Source organism: Rhizomonospora bruguierae (assembly GCF_018397995.1).
Classification (GTDB): Bacteria; Actinomycetota; Actinomycetes; order Mycobacteriales; family Micromonosporaceae; genus Rhizomonospora; species Rhizomonospora bruguierae.
Window position 1 is genome coordinate 1 of the sequence record NZ_BBQH01000036.1, and the last position, 17,787, is coordinate 17,787.

A 17,787-nucleotide genomic window follows, 5' to 3' on the forward strand; every position below is an offset into this window, starting at 1 on the left:
GGCTCCGACTACCTCGACGGCACCGCCAGCCAGGCTCACCTGAAGCCGACCGGGGGCCAGGTGAACCTTGTCGCCCACCGTTCCTCGGCGACGGCTCGGGCTCGATCAATCATTGGCTGCCTGGCCTGCGCCGGTACTTCACCGCCCAGAAGAGGTTGCCCGCGCACCCCACGGCGCAGACGCCGAACGTCACCGGTGGCCACCAGGCGCCGCCCGGCGCCCACCGGGACGCGAACGCCAACCACGTGGAGATGACCAACAGGATCGGCCAACCGATCACAAACCACGGAACCCGTCGACCAGCCACGCATCCTCCCGTTCGATGACGCCCGCGCTGGCCTTCGAAGCCTTCCACGGCCAGATGCGACAACAGCATCGTGGCGAACCGTGACGATGGCGACGTCGGGCGCCGCACAGTTCCACCGACCTTTACCACGCCGGGCGTCAGGCGGCCACCGCCCAGCGCACAGGACGGCCAGCCAAGACCACCAAGATTGGCTAGGCTGCCGCGATGTCGTTTGAGCCCGGACAAGTGGTCACTCGCCGCTATCTGCGCGGCCCGTGGGTCATCTGGGCCCAACCGATGCGCGTGATCAGCGACGACGGGACCGGCCTGCTGCTCTGGCACTCGGTCGGCAGCGATATCGCCCGGCTTGTCGACGCCGACGGCAACATCCCGTACGACCTCGCCGTCGATCGGATGCGTGACCCGAAGGTGACCCTACAAAGCTGGACGGACTACGACATCCTGGTCCTCATGCGCACCGGCGACCCCCTCTACTTCGACAGCGCCACGGCCGAGACGATCCGGTCGGAGGGCCACCGGCTTATCAAGCTCATCGAAGCTGGGGAGTTCCCCTTCGACGGCACCCACACTGACTTCCGCCCGGACCCAGAATGGCCCACGCTCCGGCTCACCAACACCCTCGACTTCCCGTCGGGTCGGCCGGCGTGACGGCTCGGTCTCGGCGGCGCTGGATGCCTGCCGATCAACATCTCGAATGGAGGACCGGGAAACCGTGACTACCACAACCTTCGACGATCACGAGCGGGTGCTGTGGGTCGGGAAGGCGGCGGCCTACCGGGACAGTTTCGCTTCCCTCTGCGCTCATCCGGCCGGCCCGCTACTGGATGCTGCCGCAGTCGGCGAGGGTGTCCGGGTTCTGGACGTGGGCACCGGCACGGGTACCGTCGCGGCTCTGGCCTGCGCGCGGGCTGCCAAGGTCACCGCTGTGGATGCCGAACCGAGCATGCTCGAGATCGCACGCCGCCGGGCCTCGGACGCTGAGACGCGCCAGGCGGTCCTGCCGCGGCTCCCGTTCCCCGATGGCTGCTTCGACGCTGTCGTGGCGAACTTCGTCATCAACCACGTCGGCGACCCCGGCGCGGCCGTCCGTGAGATGCGACGGGTAGTGCGTCCCGGCGGACGTCTCGCCGTGACGATCTGGCCCTACCCGTCCCCGCCCGCCCAACAACTCTGGAACACGATTTTCGACGCGGCCGGCGTTCAGCGCCCCACCGACCTGCCAAAAGTGGCGCCCGACAAGGACTTTCCCCGCAACCGCGACGGCCTCACCGGGCTGCTCGACCAAGCGGGCCTCATCGACGTCCGTTGCGAACTGCTCACCTGGACCCATCGCACGCACCCGGACACTTGGTGGGCTGGTCCCGCCAGCGGGCTCGGCACTCCCGGCACGCTGCTACGACGCCAGAACCCCGCCACGATCGCTCGGATCAAGCACCACTACGACCAGCACACCGCAACCTATCGAGACGCCGACGGACAACTCGGACTCCCCACCGCAGCCCTACTCGCGGCGGCATCCGTTCGCTGACGAGAGCCCAGCGGCTTCGACCGCAGCCCGCGAACCGCCATGTCGATGCGGCCTCGCTTGGCGTTAAGTGCGCCACGAGCGCGGAGAGTGAGGTCGATGTAGGGGATCTCATTTGATGCGGTGCTGTGCAGGAGATGAGGCCACGGTGCTGCGCGGCTCGATGGACCCGCCCCTACGACCGGGGGGCCATCAGGATCCCACCGCCGGCGCGACGAGCCCAGCGGTGGTGTCGTCCGGCCCCGGGTCGGCCCCGTCCGGGGCTCCCGCCCGGCTCCGGTCCCGGGCATAGAGCGCCCGGTACAGGCCGCCTCGGGCGCAGAGCTCCGCGTGCGTGCCAGTCTCCGCCACCGTGCCGTCCCGCATGACCACGATCAGGTCCGCGTCGACGACCGACGTCAGCCGGTGCGCGATGATCACCCGGGTGGCCGGCAGGCTGTCGAAGTAGGCGGTCACCACGGCCTCGGACAGGTTGTCCAGCGAACTCGTCGCCTCGTCCAGCACGACGATGGTGGCCCGCTTGAAGGCGGCCCGGGCCAGGGCGATCCGCTGCCGCTGCCCGCCGGAGAAGTTCTGTCCGAGCGTTGCGACCGGGGTGTCGTAGCCGAGCGGTAGGGCGCTGATCTGCTCGTCCAGCCCGACCCGCCGTGCCGCCTCCCGCACCGCGTCGTCGTCCACCGCCCCCCGCCCCCAGGCGATGTTGTCCCGTACCGTGCCGTGGCCGAGTACCACGTTCTGCGGCACGTACGCCACCGCGTCGTAGAACCGCTCCCGGTCGTACGCGCCGAGGTCGACGCCGCCGATGGTGATCCGGCCCGACGTGGGCCGGTGCAGCCCGACGAGCAGCCGGGCGAGGGTGCTCTTGCCGCACCCGGAAGCCCCGACGATCGCCACCTTGGCCCCGGCCGGGATGCTCAGGCTGGCGCCCCTGACCACCGGCCGGGAGAAGGTGGCGTACCCGAACCACGCCCGGTCGACCTCGATGGCGCCCTCCGGGCGGACGGCCACCTCGCTGCGGAACGTGTCGTCGGCCGGCCTCAGCAGCACGTCCGCGATGCGGACCAGTAGCGCCCCGGCCTGCGCCACCCGGGTGAACGAGCCGACCACCGTGTTCACCTGGGCGAGCAGCACGCCGGTCAGCGCCTGCACGGCGACCAGGGTCGCCACGGTGGCCCCGGCGGTGCGGGCGGCCTGGGCGAGAATGACGATCGGGCCGACGAACATGATGCCGGCGGTCAGCGAGCTGAAGCCGCCCTGGATCATCTGGAGCGAGGCGAACCGCCGCTGCACCGCGTCGTTGCGCCGCTGCCACATCTCGACGTAGTCGGCCTCCATGCCGTTCGTCTTGATCGTCTCCAGTCCGGAGACCGCCGAGATCTGGGTGGACTGGAGGTCGGCCCGGGCCCGGGTCTCCTCGAAGGCGAACCGGCGCACCGCCCCGCCGGCGAGCACGGCGCAGCCGACCAGCGCGGCGACGAGCGCGACGGTCAGCAGCATCGCCGCGACCGAGACCAGGCCCAGCCAGCCGAGCAGCACCAGCGACAGCACCCCGCCGACGGCCACCTGGATGAGGTCGGTGCAGATGAGCGCGCGTAACTGCTGCACCGAGTCCAGGGTGAAGATCAGTTCGCCGGGGCCGCGGTTCTCGTGGAAGGCGTAGGGCAGCCGCAGCAGCCGGTCGAAGACCGCGCGGGACATCGACCGGCCGACGGCGACCGACGCGATCACCCCGACCACCGTGCGCAGGAACAGCACCAGCGCGAACGCCAGGCCGATGCCCAGCAGCGGCAGGCCGGCCGAGAACGACCCCCCGGCGCCGTCGAACAGCCGGGCGAGCAGCTTCGGGATGGCCATCGGCACCAGCGCCGCCCCCAGGGACAGGGCCAGCACCAGCGCGAGCAGCGCCACGCGTTCCCGCGCGAACCGGGCGAGCAGGGCGGCGGCGGGCGGCCGGGCCGCCCGGCGGCGGCGGGCCGGCGGGTCGACGGTCACCGCCAGGCCGGAGAAGCCCTCGACGAACTCCGCCGGGGTGACTCGGCGCCGCCCCGCGCCCGGGTCGAGCAGGGTCACCCCGCGGGCGTCGAACCCGACCACCACCACGAAGTGCGAGCGTTGCCAGTGGCAGATGGCCGGCCCGCCGAGCGTGGCGACGCCGGCCGCGCCGGTCCGGTAGACGTGCGGCGTGGCGCCCTGCTCGGCCAGCACGGTGACCAGGTTCGCCACGGTGAGCCCGTCCCGGCCGACGTGGTAGCGCTGGCGCAGCTCGGGCATCGACCCGCCGTGCCCGGCCAGGTCGAGCAGCATGGCGCAGCAGCACAGGCCGCACTCGGTCTGGTTGAGCTGCTCGACCAGCCGGCGGCGCCACCCGGGCCGGCTGGCCACGCCGAGCCGCGGGCGGATCATCGGCCGACCGCCGGCGCCGCCGGGGCGGCGGGTGACCCGGCGGCGGCGCCGAGCGCCAGCGGCGACGCCACGGGCAGCAGGCCGGACAGAGCGATCAGGCCGTACCCGATGCCGGCCAGCCCGACGTAGAGCGAATCGTTGACCACCGACTTGCCGACCCGGGCGGCCAGCATGTCCGGCACGATCCGCAGGCACAGGTCGGCCCGGCGGGCGGCCACGAAATCGGCCACGGCGCCGCTGCCGTCGAACCGCGCCGCCCGGTCCAGGATCGTCAGGTTGCCGATGTCGCCGTGGCACAGCGACAGGTTGAGGCCGAATCCGGTCCGCATGACCACCCGGGCAAGGTGCTCCGGCCGGGACGGCGGGTGCGCGACGGGTCCGGCCCCCGCGTCCAGCCGCTCGCAGACTCCGAGCAGCACGCCGGGGGAGCCATGGCACCAGCCCCGGGCCGTCTCGTCGGTCAGGCTGCTGATCGGCCACCCGCGGCCGGGGTCGGTGTGCAGGCCCTCGTGCACGGCGGTCAGCTCCGCGAGCGGCCCGGCGCCCCGCGAGGTCACCGAGGCGTATCGGGCCAGGGCCGCCAGGGCGCCGCTGGTGCCGTGCGAGAAACCGGTGTAGACCAGCTGCCCGGGGCCGGGCGGGCGCAGGTCCACCCCGGCCACCAGGTGGGCGAACGCCGCGTCGGCCGCGGCGCGGGCCGGCCCGGCCGGCAGGCCCCACTCGGCGAGCGCGGCCGCGACGTGCAGCGACCCGGCGAGCAGCCCGGTCGAGCCCATCAGGAAGTCGGTGTCGGTGAGCCCGGCGAGATCCTCGGCGACGTGGCCCCACAGCCGCCCGCCGAGCCGGACCAGCTCGGATGAGCCGCCCAGCCGGCCCGCCTCGACGAGCGCGAACGCCAACCCCGGGTAGCCGCCCGCCAGGCCACCGGTGATCCGTTCGCGGCGACTGGCCGGGTCCCGTAGCAGCGCCTCCGCCCGGGGCCGCAGGGCCTGCTCGGCGAGGTCCCGGTGACGCGTCTCGTCCAGCAGCACCCCGGCCGCGGCCAGGAACAGCGCCAGGCCGGGCACGCCGGCGTACAGGTCGTCGCCGAGGCCGTCCACCCGCCACGGAAACTCCCGGGCGGTGTTGCTGATCGTCGCGCCGATCCAGGCCACCCGGCCGTCGCGGGCGATCACGGCGTCGTCGTGCAGTTCGGCGGCGATCGCGGCGACGATCTGGCGGGTCGCTGCGTCGACGTCGGGGCGCCGCGCCGACGGGCCCGGCCGGTAGTCGGGGGCGTCGCACTCCGGCCCGGTCTTGTCCACGTAGCTGGCGCGGATGATCCGCAGGTTGCGGTCCCGGGCGTGCGGCGACAGCTCCTGAACGCCCGCGACGACGTTCGCCATCGGTGGGGCGTCGAGGACGTCGGCGACCGGTGCGCCGTCCCAGTGGAACACCTCCGTGGCGTCCGTACGCAGGGTGAAGTACGGCACGTCGCCCTGGAGCAGGTCGCTGATCTCGGCCCGGATCACGGGCGGGGTGACGTGCTCCAGTCGGCCGATGCCGGTCCGGTGGTACAGCAGCTTCTTCAGCGCGGTGGACTGCTGGAACACCGGGTGGCTGCCGGTCTGCAGGAGCTTGTAGTACTTGCTGGTCGCGTCCAGCACGGAGCGGATCGGCACCGCGCCGAACAGCTCGCGGATCCACCCCTCGACCATGGTCCGATGCGCAGTGGCCCAGTCGTACACCTCGGTAAAGCCGCGACACAGCAGGTCCAGTTCGGTGGCGCGCGGGAGCGAGTCGGGGCGCACCGACGGCGCGTCCAGCGAACCGCTGGCGAAGGTGACCCGGGCCTGGTCGGTGCCGAAGTCGGCCAGGATGGGGCTGGTCGTGACCGCCTCCTGTCCTGGCGTGTAGCCGAGGAATCCGATGTCGACGGAGCGCTCCTGCCGCGCCGGGTCGGCCAGCCGCGAGGGGAGCAGTCCGACCGAGAACACCGTCTGCGCCAGCGCCTCCATCTCGGCCGAGGACGACGCGGCCGTGCCCGCCCGCCGGTTGACGCTGAACAGCGACTCCGCGTCGACCACCACCGGCAGGCCGCGGTGGTTCAGCACGTTCTCGTAGTGCATGTCGGAGGCGCGGAGCAGGTGGAGCACGGCGAGCAGGTGGCCGCAGGCCCGGAAGTACGCGTCGCCCGGCTCGGGGTCGGCCCGGTCGGCGTACTCCTGCCAGCCGCGGTCCGCGCCGCACCACACCCGCAGGACCGGTAGCCGGGTGCCGGCGGCGGCGTTGATCCGCGTGACGAAGTGGCCGAACGCCCGCTCGATCGCCATCGGCCGGGGCTTGTAGACGAGGGTGTGGTCGCCGTCGAACGTCAGCCGGCAGACCGACTGGCCCCGGGCGTGGGTGTCGCCAAGGCCGTAGTCCACCCGCGTCAGGCGCGGGGGCACCGGGTCCGCCGGCCCCGGCCCCGGCACCGCACCCGAGGCGATGGCTCGCGTGGTGGCATCGAGCATCGCGCGGACGTGGTCGACCCCGTTGCCAGCGAGCGCGGTGAGCTGGCGGTTCAGTTCGGGGAAGACCTCGAGCACGGTGCGGCGGAACCGCGGCTCGGCACTGATCCGGCAGAAGTACCAGAACCGCTCCTCCGGGCTCCCACCGCGCAGCGCGCCGGCGTCCCGCAGCTGGTGCAGGATCACCACCAGGGTGCGCAGCGCCACCTGCTGCGCCCGCTCGGTCAACCAGTCGAGCAGGTCCCCGGTCAGCGCCGCGGCCCGGTCCCGGGTCAGCGGCGAGCCCTCGAACGCCGCCCGGCCGGCCGGCCGGAACCGCTCGCAGAAGCCCCGCGCGAAGGCGTCGAACGCGGCCGGCCCGTCGGGAACCACGTCGGCGCAGAGCGCGCCGAGCGACCGCAGCCGGCCGGTACGGTCGATCGGCGCCCGCGCCCGCGCGAGCAGGTCGCCGGAGACGCTGGTGACCAGTCGGCGCACGTCGGCCTCGGAGGAGAGCTCGGGGAACAGGTCGCGGATCTCGCTCGGTCGCATGTGGCCGCTCACTCCAGTCGGTCGCTCCGGTCGGGTCGGTCCGCGGCGGCCGGGCGGTGCCGGCCCCCGGCGCGTCGGGACCCGGGCACGGGCGGCCCGGGTCCCGACTGGTGTGGTGCCGCGCCGGTTAGTCGCCGCCGTCGCAGCGCCGCCGCGGGAAGCTGCACTCCCACGAGAGGGTGCAGATCCAGCCGATGGTGCTGGTGGTCGGGACCGTCCACAGGCCGCCAGCGGCCTGTGCGGCGGTGGTGTCGATCTCCTGTGCGGACAGCTCCTCGACGACGCTGCCTGCGGCGTCGAACACGCCGTTGTCGAACATGGTGCGCTCCTTCCCGGACGATGGACGGGTACAGGGCCACACGGTATGGGCGGGCGGCGCTCGCAGGGAATCACACATCGAAGTTTTTGAGGGTAGCGCCGGAGCCGAGGTGGGGTCGGTACCGGAATCGGCAGCGCGGGGCGAACACGTGCGTGTCATGACTGGCGTCGTGGGTCGCCGGCGCCGATGAGGGTGAGTTGACATCTCCAGTCAACCGGCGCTTACTCTTGTGGATTAGTCGGGTTTCCTCCTATCTTCGGCAGCCGAAGGGCACGCTGATGGCGAATGCTGTTTCGCAGCCGGAATTCGGGCGCCGGCTGCGCGGGCTTCGGGTCGCCCGCGGGCTGTCCCAACGCGACCTGGCCGCCGGCGTGGTCAGCCCCAGCTACGTCTCGCTGCTGGAGTCCGGTGCCCGGGTTCCTACGCTCGAGGTCGCGCTCCAGATCGCCCGGGCACTCGGCGTGCCGCTCACCAACCTCGTGGAGCAGGCCGACGTCGCGGCCGGTGAGCCCTCGCGCGCCAGCGCCGACCGGCTGGTCCGTGAACTGCTGGCGCGCAGCGCGGCGGACCACGGCGACCTCGCTGCCGCGGCGGACCGCTTCGACCACGCGTACCGGGAGGCCCGGGACGCGGGCATGGTCCTCGCCGCGCTCCAGTACGGCCTGGCCCTGGACGAGATCTTCACCCTGAAGGCCGACTACGAGAGGCGTTACCGGCTCGGCGTGGAGCTGGCCGGCCTGGCCACGGCGATCGGTGCCCCCGAGCTGATGATCAAAGTGGACACCGAGCGGGCCAGCGCGGCGCGCGACACCGGCCGGCTCGCCGAGGCGCTGGAGTGCGCGTGCCGGGCCCTGGGCGCGATCGAGGGCACCCAGTTCTTCCACAGTGCACAGCATGTGCGACTGTTGTCGGTCACCGTGTCGGTGCTCTGCGAAACCGGGGGCTCCGCCGACGTGCCGCGGCTGATCGAGGAGATGCTCGAGGTCGCCGACCAGATCGACAGCCCGCCGCTGTCCGGTCGCGCGCACTGGACCGCGAGCGTCGCGTACGCCCGGATCGGCGACGAGCGGCGGGCCGTGGCGCACATCCGCCGGGCAAGCCAGATGCTCACCAGCCCGAGCACCCCGCTGCGGGACTGGGCGCGGTTCACCCGCTCCGCCGCTTCCGCGCTGCTCGACGCGGAGGTGGACCTGGCAGAGACCGAGCCGTTCCTGAAGGGGGCGCGCGCCGCCATCCCGGCGGCCGATCTGCCCGGCGAGGTGCCGCTGCTGGCGAGCCTCGAGGCCCGGTACGCGCTGGCGGCCGGGCGGGCGGAGGCGGCGCTGGAACTCGTCGAACGGGTGGACGAGGGCGCACTGAGTGGCTTCGAGTTGGTGCGTCTGCTGGTGACGAAAGGGCGTGCGCTGCACCGGACGGACCGCCCCGACGACGCGGTCGAACAGTTGCGCCGGGCCGCGCGACTCTGCGACGAGCTGGCCGCGTACCAGTTGGCGGCGCGCGTGTGGCGCGAGATCGACCAGGTGCGCACGGGTTGACCCCGGGTCCGGGCCGCCGTCCCCGGCCGGTGCCCGCCGGCCGACGGGGCCGGTCACCGCGCCCGGACCTCAGGGGCATCGCGGGTCCCGCCCGGCCGATCGAAAAACTCGAACCGGCCGCTGCGCACCGGCTGAAAATGTCCGCACCACCCCCGGGCCGACCTGCCCCACGGCGCCGCCACCTGCAACGTCCCGGATCCGTTCGGATCCGTCCGCGGCCCCGTGGCGGCGGGGTGGTAGCCGGTGGATCAAATTTCCGTATCGGGGCGGAGGGGGCGAGGTTGCGAGGGGAGTCGATGGACGGTCAACATGGCCGCATGACTGGCGTAAAGAAAGCCGCCGAATCGGCGCGCCCGGCCTGGTTATGGCGGGCGGCCGCGGCCGCAGCCGCCGCCGTCGCGCTCGCGTCCGTCCTCGGCGAAGCCGCGTCCGGTACCCGGGGCGGCGATCCGGGCCGGCCCGCGGTCGCGGAGTCGCTGTCCGACCCGGTCTTCGAGATGCCGGCGCCGAGCAGCGGCGACCGGCCGTGGGACCGGACGCCCACCGGCCATGAGTGGTCCCGGGGCGACTGGCCGTGGGGGCCTCATCCGAGGTGATGCGGGCAGCGGCCCGGTCGCGCTCGCGCCCGGGCCGGCGTCCGTCACGCCGGCCCGACGCGACTATCCATTGATTGCTGTGGATCAGTCCACTGTTGACCAGTGATCGGACCCAGAGTAATGTCACGCTGACAAGAGTGAGCAGCAACACACGGTTCATGTCCGCTCGGCCGCCAGTGGGTCGATGTGGAGGGCGCGGAAACGGGCGTCTGGCAAAGCGTTTCGCTCAATTGGCCTAGCAACATAGTGTCGGCTTTGCGCGGTCCTGCCGTTTCCACCTTGGAATGCGGATTTCCCGGCACAGTGCCCCACCCGCCGCGGTGGTGAATGGTTTCTCGTCGGTCGCTGGCGTGGGGAGTGGCGCATGGACGAGCGGGAACTCCGCGCCTTCTTATCGATCGCGACGGTCGGCCGGATGGACCTGGCGGCGAAGGCCCTGGGCTACTCCCAGCCGGCGATCAGCTACCAGATCAAGCGCCTTGAGCAGACGCTCGGCTTCAAACTGTTCACCCGCGACGCGACCGGCGCGCGGCTCACCCGCGAGGGCTGGATGATCCTGCCCTCCGTGCGCGCCGCGCTCCTGCTGATCGACGGCATCAAGGACACCGTGCCGCAGCGCCTCGGCGAGACGGAACCGGGTCTGGGCCTCGCCCGGTAGCGGCCCGGCGAACGCCCCGCGGAGCGCCCGCCCGGCCGGGCGCCGAAACCGTCACGGATCCGGCGCGGCCAGCCGGCCACGGAGCTGCTCCGCCGCCCAGTCGAGGTTCTCCAGCTCGGCCTCTCGCCGCGGGTCCCGCGGCAGCCGCCTCATCTCGTCCAGGATCGCGAGCACCGCCCGCGCCGAGGGCAGGATCATCGACCCCTCCGTGGTGAGCCGCAGCCCATCCGGCTCACGCAGGAACAGCCGGACGCCGAGGGTTTGCTCCAAGCACTTGATCTGGTAACTGATCGCCGGCTGGGAATAGCCCAGGGCCTTCGCCACCAAGTCCATCCGGCCTACGTCGGCTATCGAGACGAAGGCGCGCAGTTCCCGCTCGTGCATCTGCTCCCCCGAACGCTTGCACCGCGTGTCTGACGCTCGTTATGAGCGCGCGGCGGCGACCCAGGGTGCTCACCGTGCGAATGCCGGTATCCACCCCGACCCGCCGGCTATGCGGCCACACGGTACCGGCCCGATCGGACCGCCGACAACACTGGATCCAGAATGATCCACTAACCTCAATGCCCGGCGCGGCCCAGGCCGGCCCCGAACGGGCCCAGCCGCAGTGGTGACCGCCGTGCGGACCAGATCAGCCGGGCTGTCTCACTGAGACCTTCTCAGCGCGGCCAGCGACACTGGCTCGATCGGCTCCCACGTGTCGTAGTTGCGCGCGTTGTACTTGACCTGCGCGATGTCGGGTGCGACGAAGGCCCGTGCGGCGTCGATGATGCGGTGCGCGAGTTGGCGGGCCGCGTCCGCTCTCAGCGGCCAGTTCGCGTCGCGGACCCACACCGGCTCCCCGCGCTGTGGTTCTCGCCACCCGGCATGGACCAGCGCCCGGCCCTGATCCTCGGTGATCGGCCCCCGGGTCTTCAGTTCTGCCCGCAGGCTGAGCGGGTTCTGGATGACCTGCACGTAGGCGCCGTTGGCGTAAAGGGTGACGAAGTCCGACAGCCTCAGGTACGCGAGATCCAGGGCCAGCGGTTCGACCAACTCGTCATAACTGACCATCAGTACCGCCCGATCGAGTCGTTGAAGTCCTGATGCTCGTTGCGGCACCAGTCGATGAGGACGCCGATGCCGACGTTCTTGATGGTGGCGGTGGCGAGCCTGCCGCGCCATTGAACACGTGGCACGTCGCCGGGAATGACGGCGCTCATCGGCCCGAGCACGCGGGCGGCGACCGCGCAGAGCGACTCGAAGACGTCCAGGACCGCGAACCGGTCGGCCGGCTCGTCACTGGCCCGGCTGGTCGCGTAGATCATTGCGGATTCCACGGTACGGTCCCGGTAAAGCAGCTCAGCCTCGGCACCGGGTACGCCCCAGCCGGTATCCGCGATCGCACCCGTCCGCGGAATCTCCAGGGTGAGCGTCCAGCCGAGGGAATCCAGCAGGAACGGGACCTCCGGCACGGTCCAGGCGAAGAAACTGTCCCGGACGATGGTGAACAGCCGGGCGGCCTGGTCAATGCTGATCGCCCGCAGCGTCACGTCCGGCTCCGATCGGCGTCCGACGACTCCAGGTACTCGTTGCGGCACCAGTCGATGAAGACGCCGACGCGGGCGTTGTCGATGGTGACGGTGGCGACCGCGCCGCGCCATTGCGCACACGGCACGTCGCCGGGAATGACGGTGGTCGCCGGCCCGAGCATGCCGGTGGCGCCAGCGTAGAGCGATTCGAAGACGTCCAGGACCGCGAACCGGTCGGCGAGCCCGCCGGCGGCTCGGTTGGTCGCACAGATCGTTATGGACTGCACGCTGCCCTCCTGAAGCGGAGCATCGGCGCGGTCCGCGTCCATCTGGACGGCCACGCCGGCCTCGGGGATCACCTCCGTGAGGGCCCAGGCGAGGTGACGCATCAGCCGCGGGACCTCCGCGAGGGTCCAGCCGAAGCTGCGGTCCAAGAGGGCGATCAACAGGCGCCTGGCCTGAGCAGCACCGATCGTCCGCAGCGTCCCGCCGACATCCAGCCGGCGCCCGTCAAATCTGTGGACCGGACGGGGACGGGCGTAGTCGAGCCGGTACTCGATCAATTCCACGGCCGGCTCGGCGGCTGTATGGGTTGTGTAGCCGACGAAGCAGCTGATCCGTCCACTCAGGTCACCGGCCCGCGCATAGTCGGCCGCGGCTCTGCGCGCCTGTAGCCGTTCGGCCGGGGTGAGCGCTTCCCTGGCCCCGGCGAGGGCCTTCGTCACCGCTCCGCCGCCGAACGTCGTGCGATCGACCGTCAGCCCCGCGCGGCGCAACGCCCCCGCGATGGGATCGACCCGATGCCGCCAGATCACCTCCTTGGTTTCGGCGGCGCCGTACTCGTCGAGCACCAGTCTCCGAGCTAAGGCGGCGCCTGTGGTGTTGTAGCCGAACGACACCCGTGCCAAGGGGACGGCCGGTGCCTGCACATAAAACGGCAGCGGCCTGTTGTCCTCCGCGGTATACCCGTTGGCGTTGTGGAGATAGCAGCTCAACCTGTCGCGCCATGTACCGATGCGGTCGCCGACGAAGTGCTGGTTCCCGTCGGAACCGAGATACAGCACGTCCCAGGTGTGCGCCTGGACATCGGGCGCGGCCAGGTCGCTGGCGCGCCAGCGCGGCACGTCGTCTTCCCTACCCTCCGTCATGACGCCGCCGCCCCCTCCGTCGGCCAGTATCCGCCGACTTCCTGCCGATTGAGGATCACGTAGTACGCCATCCGAAAGGGGTCGTTGATCTCCCCGTCCATGGGCGTTGCCCGTCTCGTCGACTTGTCGATCACCAGGCGGCGGTCCATCCGGGAACTCAGACCGAAGGCGTACTCCACCCGGCCGGGGTCTTCCCAGACCTTGATGAAGTCCACCAACATCGCCATTCGTGATCCTCCATGTTGGCCATACACCACGCTCAACGGCAGCCGCCTCGGTCCCGCGACAGCGTTACCTTCACATCGGCACCGGATCAGGTCAAGGCGGGGTGGAGTGAGGACGCAGAACCGTGCCCTTAGCGACCAACCAACCGGTTCATCTCGTCCCTCGCTAACCGTCCGCCGATCGCCGCGTCCCCCTGGCCGGACGTGCAGGCGGTGGGGGCTTGTCGCCACCGGTCGACCCGACGAAAGCGGACGTGGTGTGGGGCCCTGCGGAGATCTTGTCGGCCCGGCGGGGGTAACCGCACGGGCCGCTCACACGATCTGATCCGGAGGTCAGCCGATCCGCGATAGGCGAATCAGTCGTGGTGGATACGGCCGGCCATCGACGTGAGTCTGGCCCCGGTGCCGCCCCAGCGGGCTGCGACGATTTCACCGGCAATGCTCACGGCGGTTTCTTCCGGGGTGCGGGCGCCGAGATCGAGCCCGATCGGGGAGGAGAGCCGCTCCAGTTCCTTGTCGGTGAGGCCGGCCGCGCGCAGCCGGGCGAGCCGGTCGTCGTGGGTGCGCCGGGAGCCCATCGCCCCGACGTACGCCAGGTCCTCCCGCAGCGCCACCTCCAGCACCGGCACGTCGAACTTGGGGTCGTGGGTGAGCACGCACACCACGGTGCGGCCGTCGATGTGGCCGGCGTCGACCTCGGTGCGCAGGTACCGGTGCGGCCAGTCGACGACCACCCGGTCGGCGCCGGGAAACCGCTTCGGTGTCGCGAATACGGGTCGAGCGTCGCACACCGTCACGTCATACCCGAGGAACTTGCCGATCCGGGCCACGGACGCGGCGAAGTCGATCGCCCCGAAGACGATCATCCGGGCCGGCGGCGCGTACGACGCGACGAACAACGTCAACCCTTCACCCCGCCGTTCGCCGTCCGGGCCGTAGTGAAGCGTGCCCGTGCGGCCGGTGGCGAGCAGCCCCCGGGCGTCGTCGGCGGCGGCAGTATCCAGCCGTGTCGATCCCAGCGAGTCGGTGTGCCGGTCGTCCCAGACCAGCAGGCGACCACCGAGCCGGTCATCGGGCCCTTCCACGCAGGTGACCACCGCCACCGGCTCGTTCGCCTCGATCGACCACGCGACCTCGTCCAGCTGGGGGAACGTCTGCCGATCGATCCGCTCGACCAGGATGTCGATGGTGCCGCCGCAGGTGAGCCCGACCGCGAACGCGTCGTCGTCGCCGATCCCGTACCGGTGCACGCGAGGTCGACCGGTTTCGATGACCTCCCCGCACAGGTCATAGACGGCGCCCTCCACGCAGCCGCCCGACACGCTGCCCACGACCGTGCCGTCGGGCCCTACCGCCATCGTCGCGCCGGCCGGCCGGGGTGCGCTTTGCCAGGTCCGTACGACCGTGGCCAGGCCGACCTTCTGGCCGGCCCGCCACCAGGCGACCAGGTCGTTCAGTACGTCACGCATGGCACCCCCATGTTCGTGGTTGCCTTCATGAATCCGCCCCCGGTTCCGCACCGGTCCGGTCCGGCGGCACATCGAGGTCGGTGTCGTCGGCGATGTCCTCGCACGGCACGCCGCGCACCTCGGCCGTGTGCATCGCCAGGTAGGCGCGCGCACCGACGTCGGCGGTCGCGAGCTGTGCCACCCCGGCCCAGTGGTCGCGTCCGAGGAGCACAGGGTGTCCGCGTCTGCCGCCGTACGTGGCCGTGATCAGCGCACCACGGCCGTCGACCGCTCCGGCCAGGCGGCGCACCGCGCCGGGGCCGATGCCGGGCGTGTCGACGAGCAGCACTGCCACCGCATCGGCGTCGGTCTCGGCCAGCGCGGACAGTCCGACCCGCAGCGACGAGCCCATTCCGCTCATCCAGTCGGGGTTGTCGACCGGCGTCGCGTCGACCAGCCACGCCCGCCTGCGCACCCGGTCGGCCTCGGCACCGAGGACCACGACGATCGGCGCGCAGCCCCCCGCGCGCAGCGTCGCCGCCGCGCGCTCCACCAGCAGTTGGCCGTCGTCGTGGCGGACCAGAGCTTTGGGCTGCCCGTACCGTCGGCCGCCGCCGGCGGCGAGAACCAATCCGGCGACGGTACTCAGCGGGCACCCCTGCCGGACCTTGCGGAGCCGACGCCGTTCCGGCTCCGCCGAGGGGCGGTACGTCGGCGGGTGCGGTCGCGGCTGCTGACCGCCCCCGGCACGGGAGATGGACGAGGTGACATTCGATCAATGCTCCCTTTGTCGGCGATGGCGTTGACCGCCGGCGAAGATGGCTCCATGGCGAGCCCGGACTCGCCAGCAGCCAGGCGGCGAACCGGGCCACGAGGGCCTGATGACCCTGGCGTCAGCCAGGTGTGAGCTGGCCAAAAGATAAGCCGATCATCGCAGAACCGCAATCGTACGTCAGGCGGTGGTTCAGGTAGATTCGACCCGCTTTGGCCAAAATCTGGGATCAGGGGTGGGGTAGCGAACCGGAGCAGAAAGATCTCAAAGGACGACCGTCGGACTAGTGCCGACAGTTTGTGCATCGGGCCGGACGGCGGATAGCCCCTTGGAGTCGCGGCCCGGTCCTGGACGTCCGTCCGGCGCGGCGTGGCCGTTCTCCCAGTTGTGCAGCTGAATCCCTTGTGAGGTGCCGTCGCGTCCGTTGCCTTCGGGTGACGATCAACAGAACGTGAGGGGACTAGACGGAGGTCACATGTCCCTGCTTTACTGCTCGAAGTGTCGACAGGTCTCCCAAGTTCAGATCGTCGACTGCCCAGAGAGTCAGGGGATGGTGCCGTGGTGGTGGACTCCAGAGCACAGGTCGAGGGCCTGGAGCGGTCGAGGGCCGGAGGATCGGCGGTGGCCGGGTCCGGTGGCAGGGACCGGGCGGTGAAACTCGCGGTCCGGGACGTGCGTATCGGTTACCGGGAGCGCCGTAACGGGCGGTTCTTCGCCGCCGTCCAGAACCTCTCGTTCGAGATCAAGGACAACGAGTTCATCGCGATCGTCGGCCCGAGTGGCTGCGGCAAGACGACGTTCCTCTCGGCGGTCGCCGGGCTGATCGAGATCGCCTCCGGCTCGCTGGAGCTCAACGGCCACGCGATCCAGGGCCCCGGCCCCGACCGGTCGCTGGTCTTCCAACAGCACTCGCTGTTCCCGTGGCGCACGGTCACCGCGAACGTCGGGTTTGGCCTTGAGGCGCAGGGCCGGCTGGACGAGCACGGCCGGCGCCGGGTGTCCGACCTGATCGAGCTGGTGGGCCTGAACGGCAAGGAGGGCAAGTACCCTCGCGAGCTGTCCGGTGGCATGAGCCAGCGGGTGAACCTCGCCCGCGCGCTCGCCACCGACCCGGACCTGCTGCTCCTCGACGAGCCGTTCGCCGCGCTCGACGCCCAGACCCGCGAGGTGATGCAGGAGGAGCTGACCCGCGTCTGGCAGGCCGACAGCGCCAGCGGCGGCAAAACCGCCCTCTTCATCACCCACGACGTCCCGGAGGCGGTCTACCTGGCCGACCGCGTCCTTGTCTTCTCCGCGAGCCCCGGTCGGCTGGTCGAATCGGTCGACATCGACCTGCCGCGGCCGCGCGACCCCGGTGTGAAGCGGTCCAAGGAATTCGCGGAACTCAACGACCATGTGCTCGGCCTGGTGATGCAGCAGGCGGCGATCAGCAGGGGTGGTGCGCGATGACCCAGACGCAGACGCGACCAGAGACCGGCGAGGCGGTTCTGCCGGCCACCGCGCTCGACCGCCGGCCGAGCTTCGTCGCCCGCAACCGCACCGTCCTGCTGGGGCTGCTCGGCGCCTTCGTGGTCCTGCTGGCCTGGCAGCTGTCGGTGTGGGCGGAACTGGTCGACCCCAAGTTCAGCAGCTCGCCGTTCGGCGCGGTCGAGGGCTTGAAGTACCTCAACGACTCGGGCCTGCTGTGGCAGCCGACGCTGGACACCCTCCAGTCGGTGGGGCTCGGCATGCTCATCTCGATGGCGATCGGCATCCCGCTCGGCCTGGTGATCGGGCGCAGCGTCGTCCTGCACGGTCTCCTCGAACCGCTCATCGGGATCATGTACTCCGTGCCGTTCGTGGTCTTTTTGCCGATCATCATCTTCTGGTTCGGCATCGACGGCACCGCACGGCTCGTGATCGTGGTCTGGAGCGCGCTGTTCCCGCTACTCATCAACGTCATCTCCGGCGCTCGCAACCTTGACGGCAACTACCTACAGGTCTCGCGCGTCTTCTGCGCCGGCCCGCTGCGCACGCTGTGGTCGGTGGCGTTGCCGGGCACCATGCCGTACATCCTGGCGGGCCTGCGCCAGGCCGTCGGCCGGGCGCTGGTCGGCGCCATCGTCGCGGAGCTCTTCATGGGTACCAGCGGGCTCGGCTACGTCGTCCAGACCGAGACGGCGAACTTCCAGCTGGACCACTCCATGGCGGCGATCGCGGTGATCGCGGTGATCGCGGTGGTGCTCACGCGCGGCGTGGCTTGGTTGGAGAACCGGCTCACCTTCTGGTCGGCCAGCGTCGGCTGACGGTCGTCCCTGCCGCTCCGGCCGGCGGCGCGT

17 protein-coding genes are annotated in these 17,787 nt (G+C 71.2%); 7 read left to right on the top strand and 10 right to left on the bottom strand.

The window, feature by feature from the left end; all coding sequences use genetic code 11:
• The first annotated feature begins 511 nt into the window (after positions 1-511).
• Both KJS59_RS19215 and KJS59_RS19220 read left to right on the top strand, forming a co-directional pair.
• Positions 512-955, top strand: coding sequence for a hypothetical protein (locus tag KJS59_RS19215; RefSeq protein ID WP_213454321.1), 444 nt, complete (start codon positions 512-514; stop codon positions 953-955).
• Between the two features lie 46 nt (positions 956-1,001).
• Entirely contained in the window at positions 1,002-1,835 is an 834-nt protein-coding gene (locus tag KJS59_RS19220; protein WP_249714438.1) for a methyltransferase domain-containing protein, read from the top strand.
• Positions 1,836-2,024: 189 nt separating this feature from the next.
• On the opposite strand, the gene KJS59_RS19225 is transcribed toward KJS59_RS19220, so the two are convergent.
• The 3 genes from KJS59_RS19225 to KJS59_RS19235 all read right to left on the bottom strand — a co-directional run bounded on the left by KJS59_RS19225 (position 2,025) and on the right by KJS59_RS19235 (position 7,577).
• Positions 2,025-4,235: a peptidase domain-containing ABC transporter gene (locus KJS59_RS19225; RefSeq protein ID WP_213454322.1), complete on the bottom strand. Its 2,211-nt coding sequence runs from the start codon at positions 4,233-4,235 to the stop codon at positions 2,025-2,027.
• Positions 4,232-7,258 carry a type 2 lanthipeptide synthetase LanM gene (lanM, locus tag KJS59_RS19230; protein WP_213454323.1) on the bottom strand — a complete coding sequence of 1,009 codons (3,027 nt, stop codon included), beginning with the start codon at positions 7,256-7,258 and terminating at the stop codon, positions 4,232-4,234. The genes KJS59_RS19225 and lanM overlap by 4 nt, the downstream gene beginning before the upstream one ends.
• Before the next feature lie 127 nt (positions 7,259-7,385).
• A complete protein-coding gene (locus KJS59_RS19235; protein ID WP_213454324.1) occupies positions 7,386-7,577 on the bottom strand; it encodes a hypothetical protein in 192 nt (63 codons plus the stop codon).
• 278 nt (positions 7,578-7,855) lie between these two features.
• Here KJS59_RS19235 and KJS59_RS19240 point away from each other — a divergent pair, with 278 nt between their 5' ends.
• From KJS59_RS19240 to KJS59_RS19250, 3 genes are all read left to right on the top strand, one after another.
• Entirely contained in the window at positions 7,856-9,112 is a 1,257-nt protein-coding gene (locus KJS59_RS19240; protein WP_213454325.1) for a helix-turn-helix domain-containing protein, read from the top strand.
• A 317-nt stretch (positions 9,113-9,429) separates the two neighbouring features.
• Positions 9,430-9,708, top strand: coding sequence for a hypothetical protein (locus tag KJS59_RS19245; RefSeq protein ID WP_213454326.1), 279 nt, complete (start codon positions 9,430-9,432; stop codon positions 9,706-9,708).
• A gap of 364 nt (positions 9,709-10,072) precedes the next feature.
• Positions 10,073-10,366 (top strand): helix-turn-helix domain-containing protein, encoded by a 294-nt coding sequence (locus tag KJS59_RS19250; protein ID WP_213454327.1) that lies wholly within the window; start codon positions 10,073-10,075, stop codon positions 10,364-10,366.
• A 51-nt stretch (positions 10,367-10,417) separates the two neighbouring features.
• Here the strand turns inward: KJS59_RS19250 and KJS59_RS31830 are convergent, their stop codons facing one another.
• From KJS59_RS31830 to KJS59_RS19285, 7 genes are all read right to left on the bottom strand, one after another.
• Positions 10,418-10,750 carry a LysR family transcriptional regulator gene (locus KJS59_RS31830; protein WP_213454328.1) on the bottom strand — a complete coding sequence of 111 codons (333 nt, stop codon included), beginning with the start codon at positions 10,748-10,750 and terminating at the stop codon, positions 10,418-10,420.
• Between the two features lie 261 nt (positions 10,751-11,011).
• Positions 11,012-11,401, bottom strand: coding sequence for a TY-Chap domain-containing protein (locus tag KJS59_RS19260; protein WP_213454329.1), 390 nt, complete (start codon positions 11,399-11,401; stop codon positions 11,012-11,014).
• Positions 11,402-11,418: 17 nt separating this feature from the next.
• On the bottom strand, positions 11,419-11,898 hold the full coding sequence (locus KJS59_RS19265) for a DUF6301 family protein (RefSeq protein ID WP_213454330.1): 480 nt from the start codon (positions 11,896-11,898) through the stop codon (positions 11,419-11,421).
• The gene (locus KJS59_RS19270) at positions 11,895-13,001 is read right to left on the bottom strand and encodes a DUF6301 family protein (RefSeq protein WP_213454331.1); all 1,107 of its coding nucleotides are present in this window, start codon (positions 12,999-13,001) and stop codon (positions 11,895-11,897) included. The genes KJS59_RS19265 and KJS59_RS19270 overlap by 4 nt, the downstream gene beginning before the upstream one ends.
• A gap of 20 nt (positions 13,002-13,021) precedes the next feature.
• Positions 13,022-13,252, bottom strand: coding sequence for a hypothetical protein (locus KJS59_RS19275; RefSeq protein ID WP_213454332.1), 231 nt, complete (start codon positions 13,250-13,252; stop codon positions 13,022-13,024).
• A 353-nt stretch (positions 13,253-13,605) separates the two neighbouring features.
• Entirely contained in the window at positions 13,606-14,718 is a 1,113-nt protein-coding gene (locus KJS59_RS19280) for an XdhC family protein (RefSeq protein ID WP_213454333.1), read from the bottom strand.
• Positions 14,719-14,743: 25 nt separating this feature from the next.
• The gene (locus KJS59_RS19285) at positions 14,744-15,328 is read right to left on the bottom strand and encodes a nucleotidyltransferase family protein (protein WP_249714440.1); all 585 of its coding nucleotides are present in this window, start codon (positions 15,326-15,328) and stop codon (positions 14,744-14,746) included.
• A 705-nt stretch (positions 15,329-16,033) separates the two neighbouring features.
• Here KJS59_RS19285 and KJS59_RS19290 point away from each other — a divergent pair.
• Both KJS59_RS19290 and KJS59_RS19295 read left to right on the top strand, forming a co-directional pair.
• Entirely contained in the window at positions 16,034-16,918 is an 885-nt protein-coding gene (locus KJS59_RS19290; RefSeq protein ID WP_213454334.1) for an ABC transporter ATP-binding protein, read from the top strand.
• Positions 16,915-17,754 carry an ABC transporter permease gene (locus KJS59_RS19295; RefSeq protein WP_213454335.1) on the top strand — a complete coding sequence of 280 codons (840 nt, stop codon included), beginning with the start codon at positions 16,915-16,917 and terminating at the stop codon, positions 17,752-17,754. Before KJS59_RS19290 ends, KJS59_RS19295 begins: the two co-directional genes overlap by 4 nt.
• Positions 17,755-17,787 lie beyond the last annotated feature (33 nt).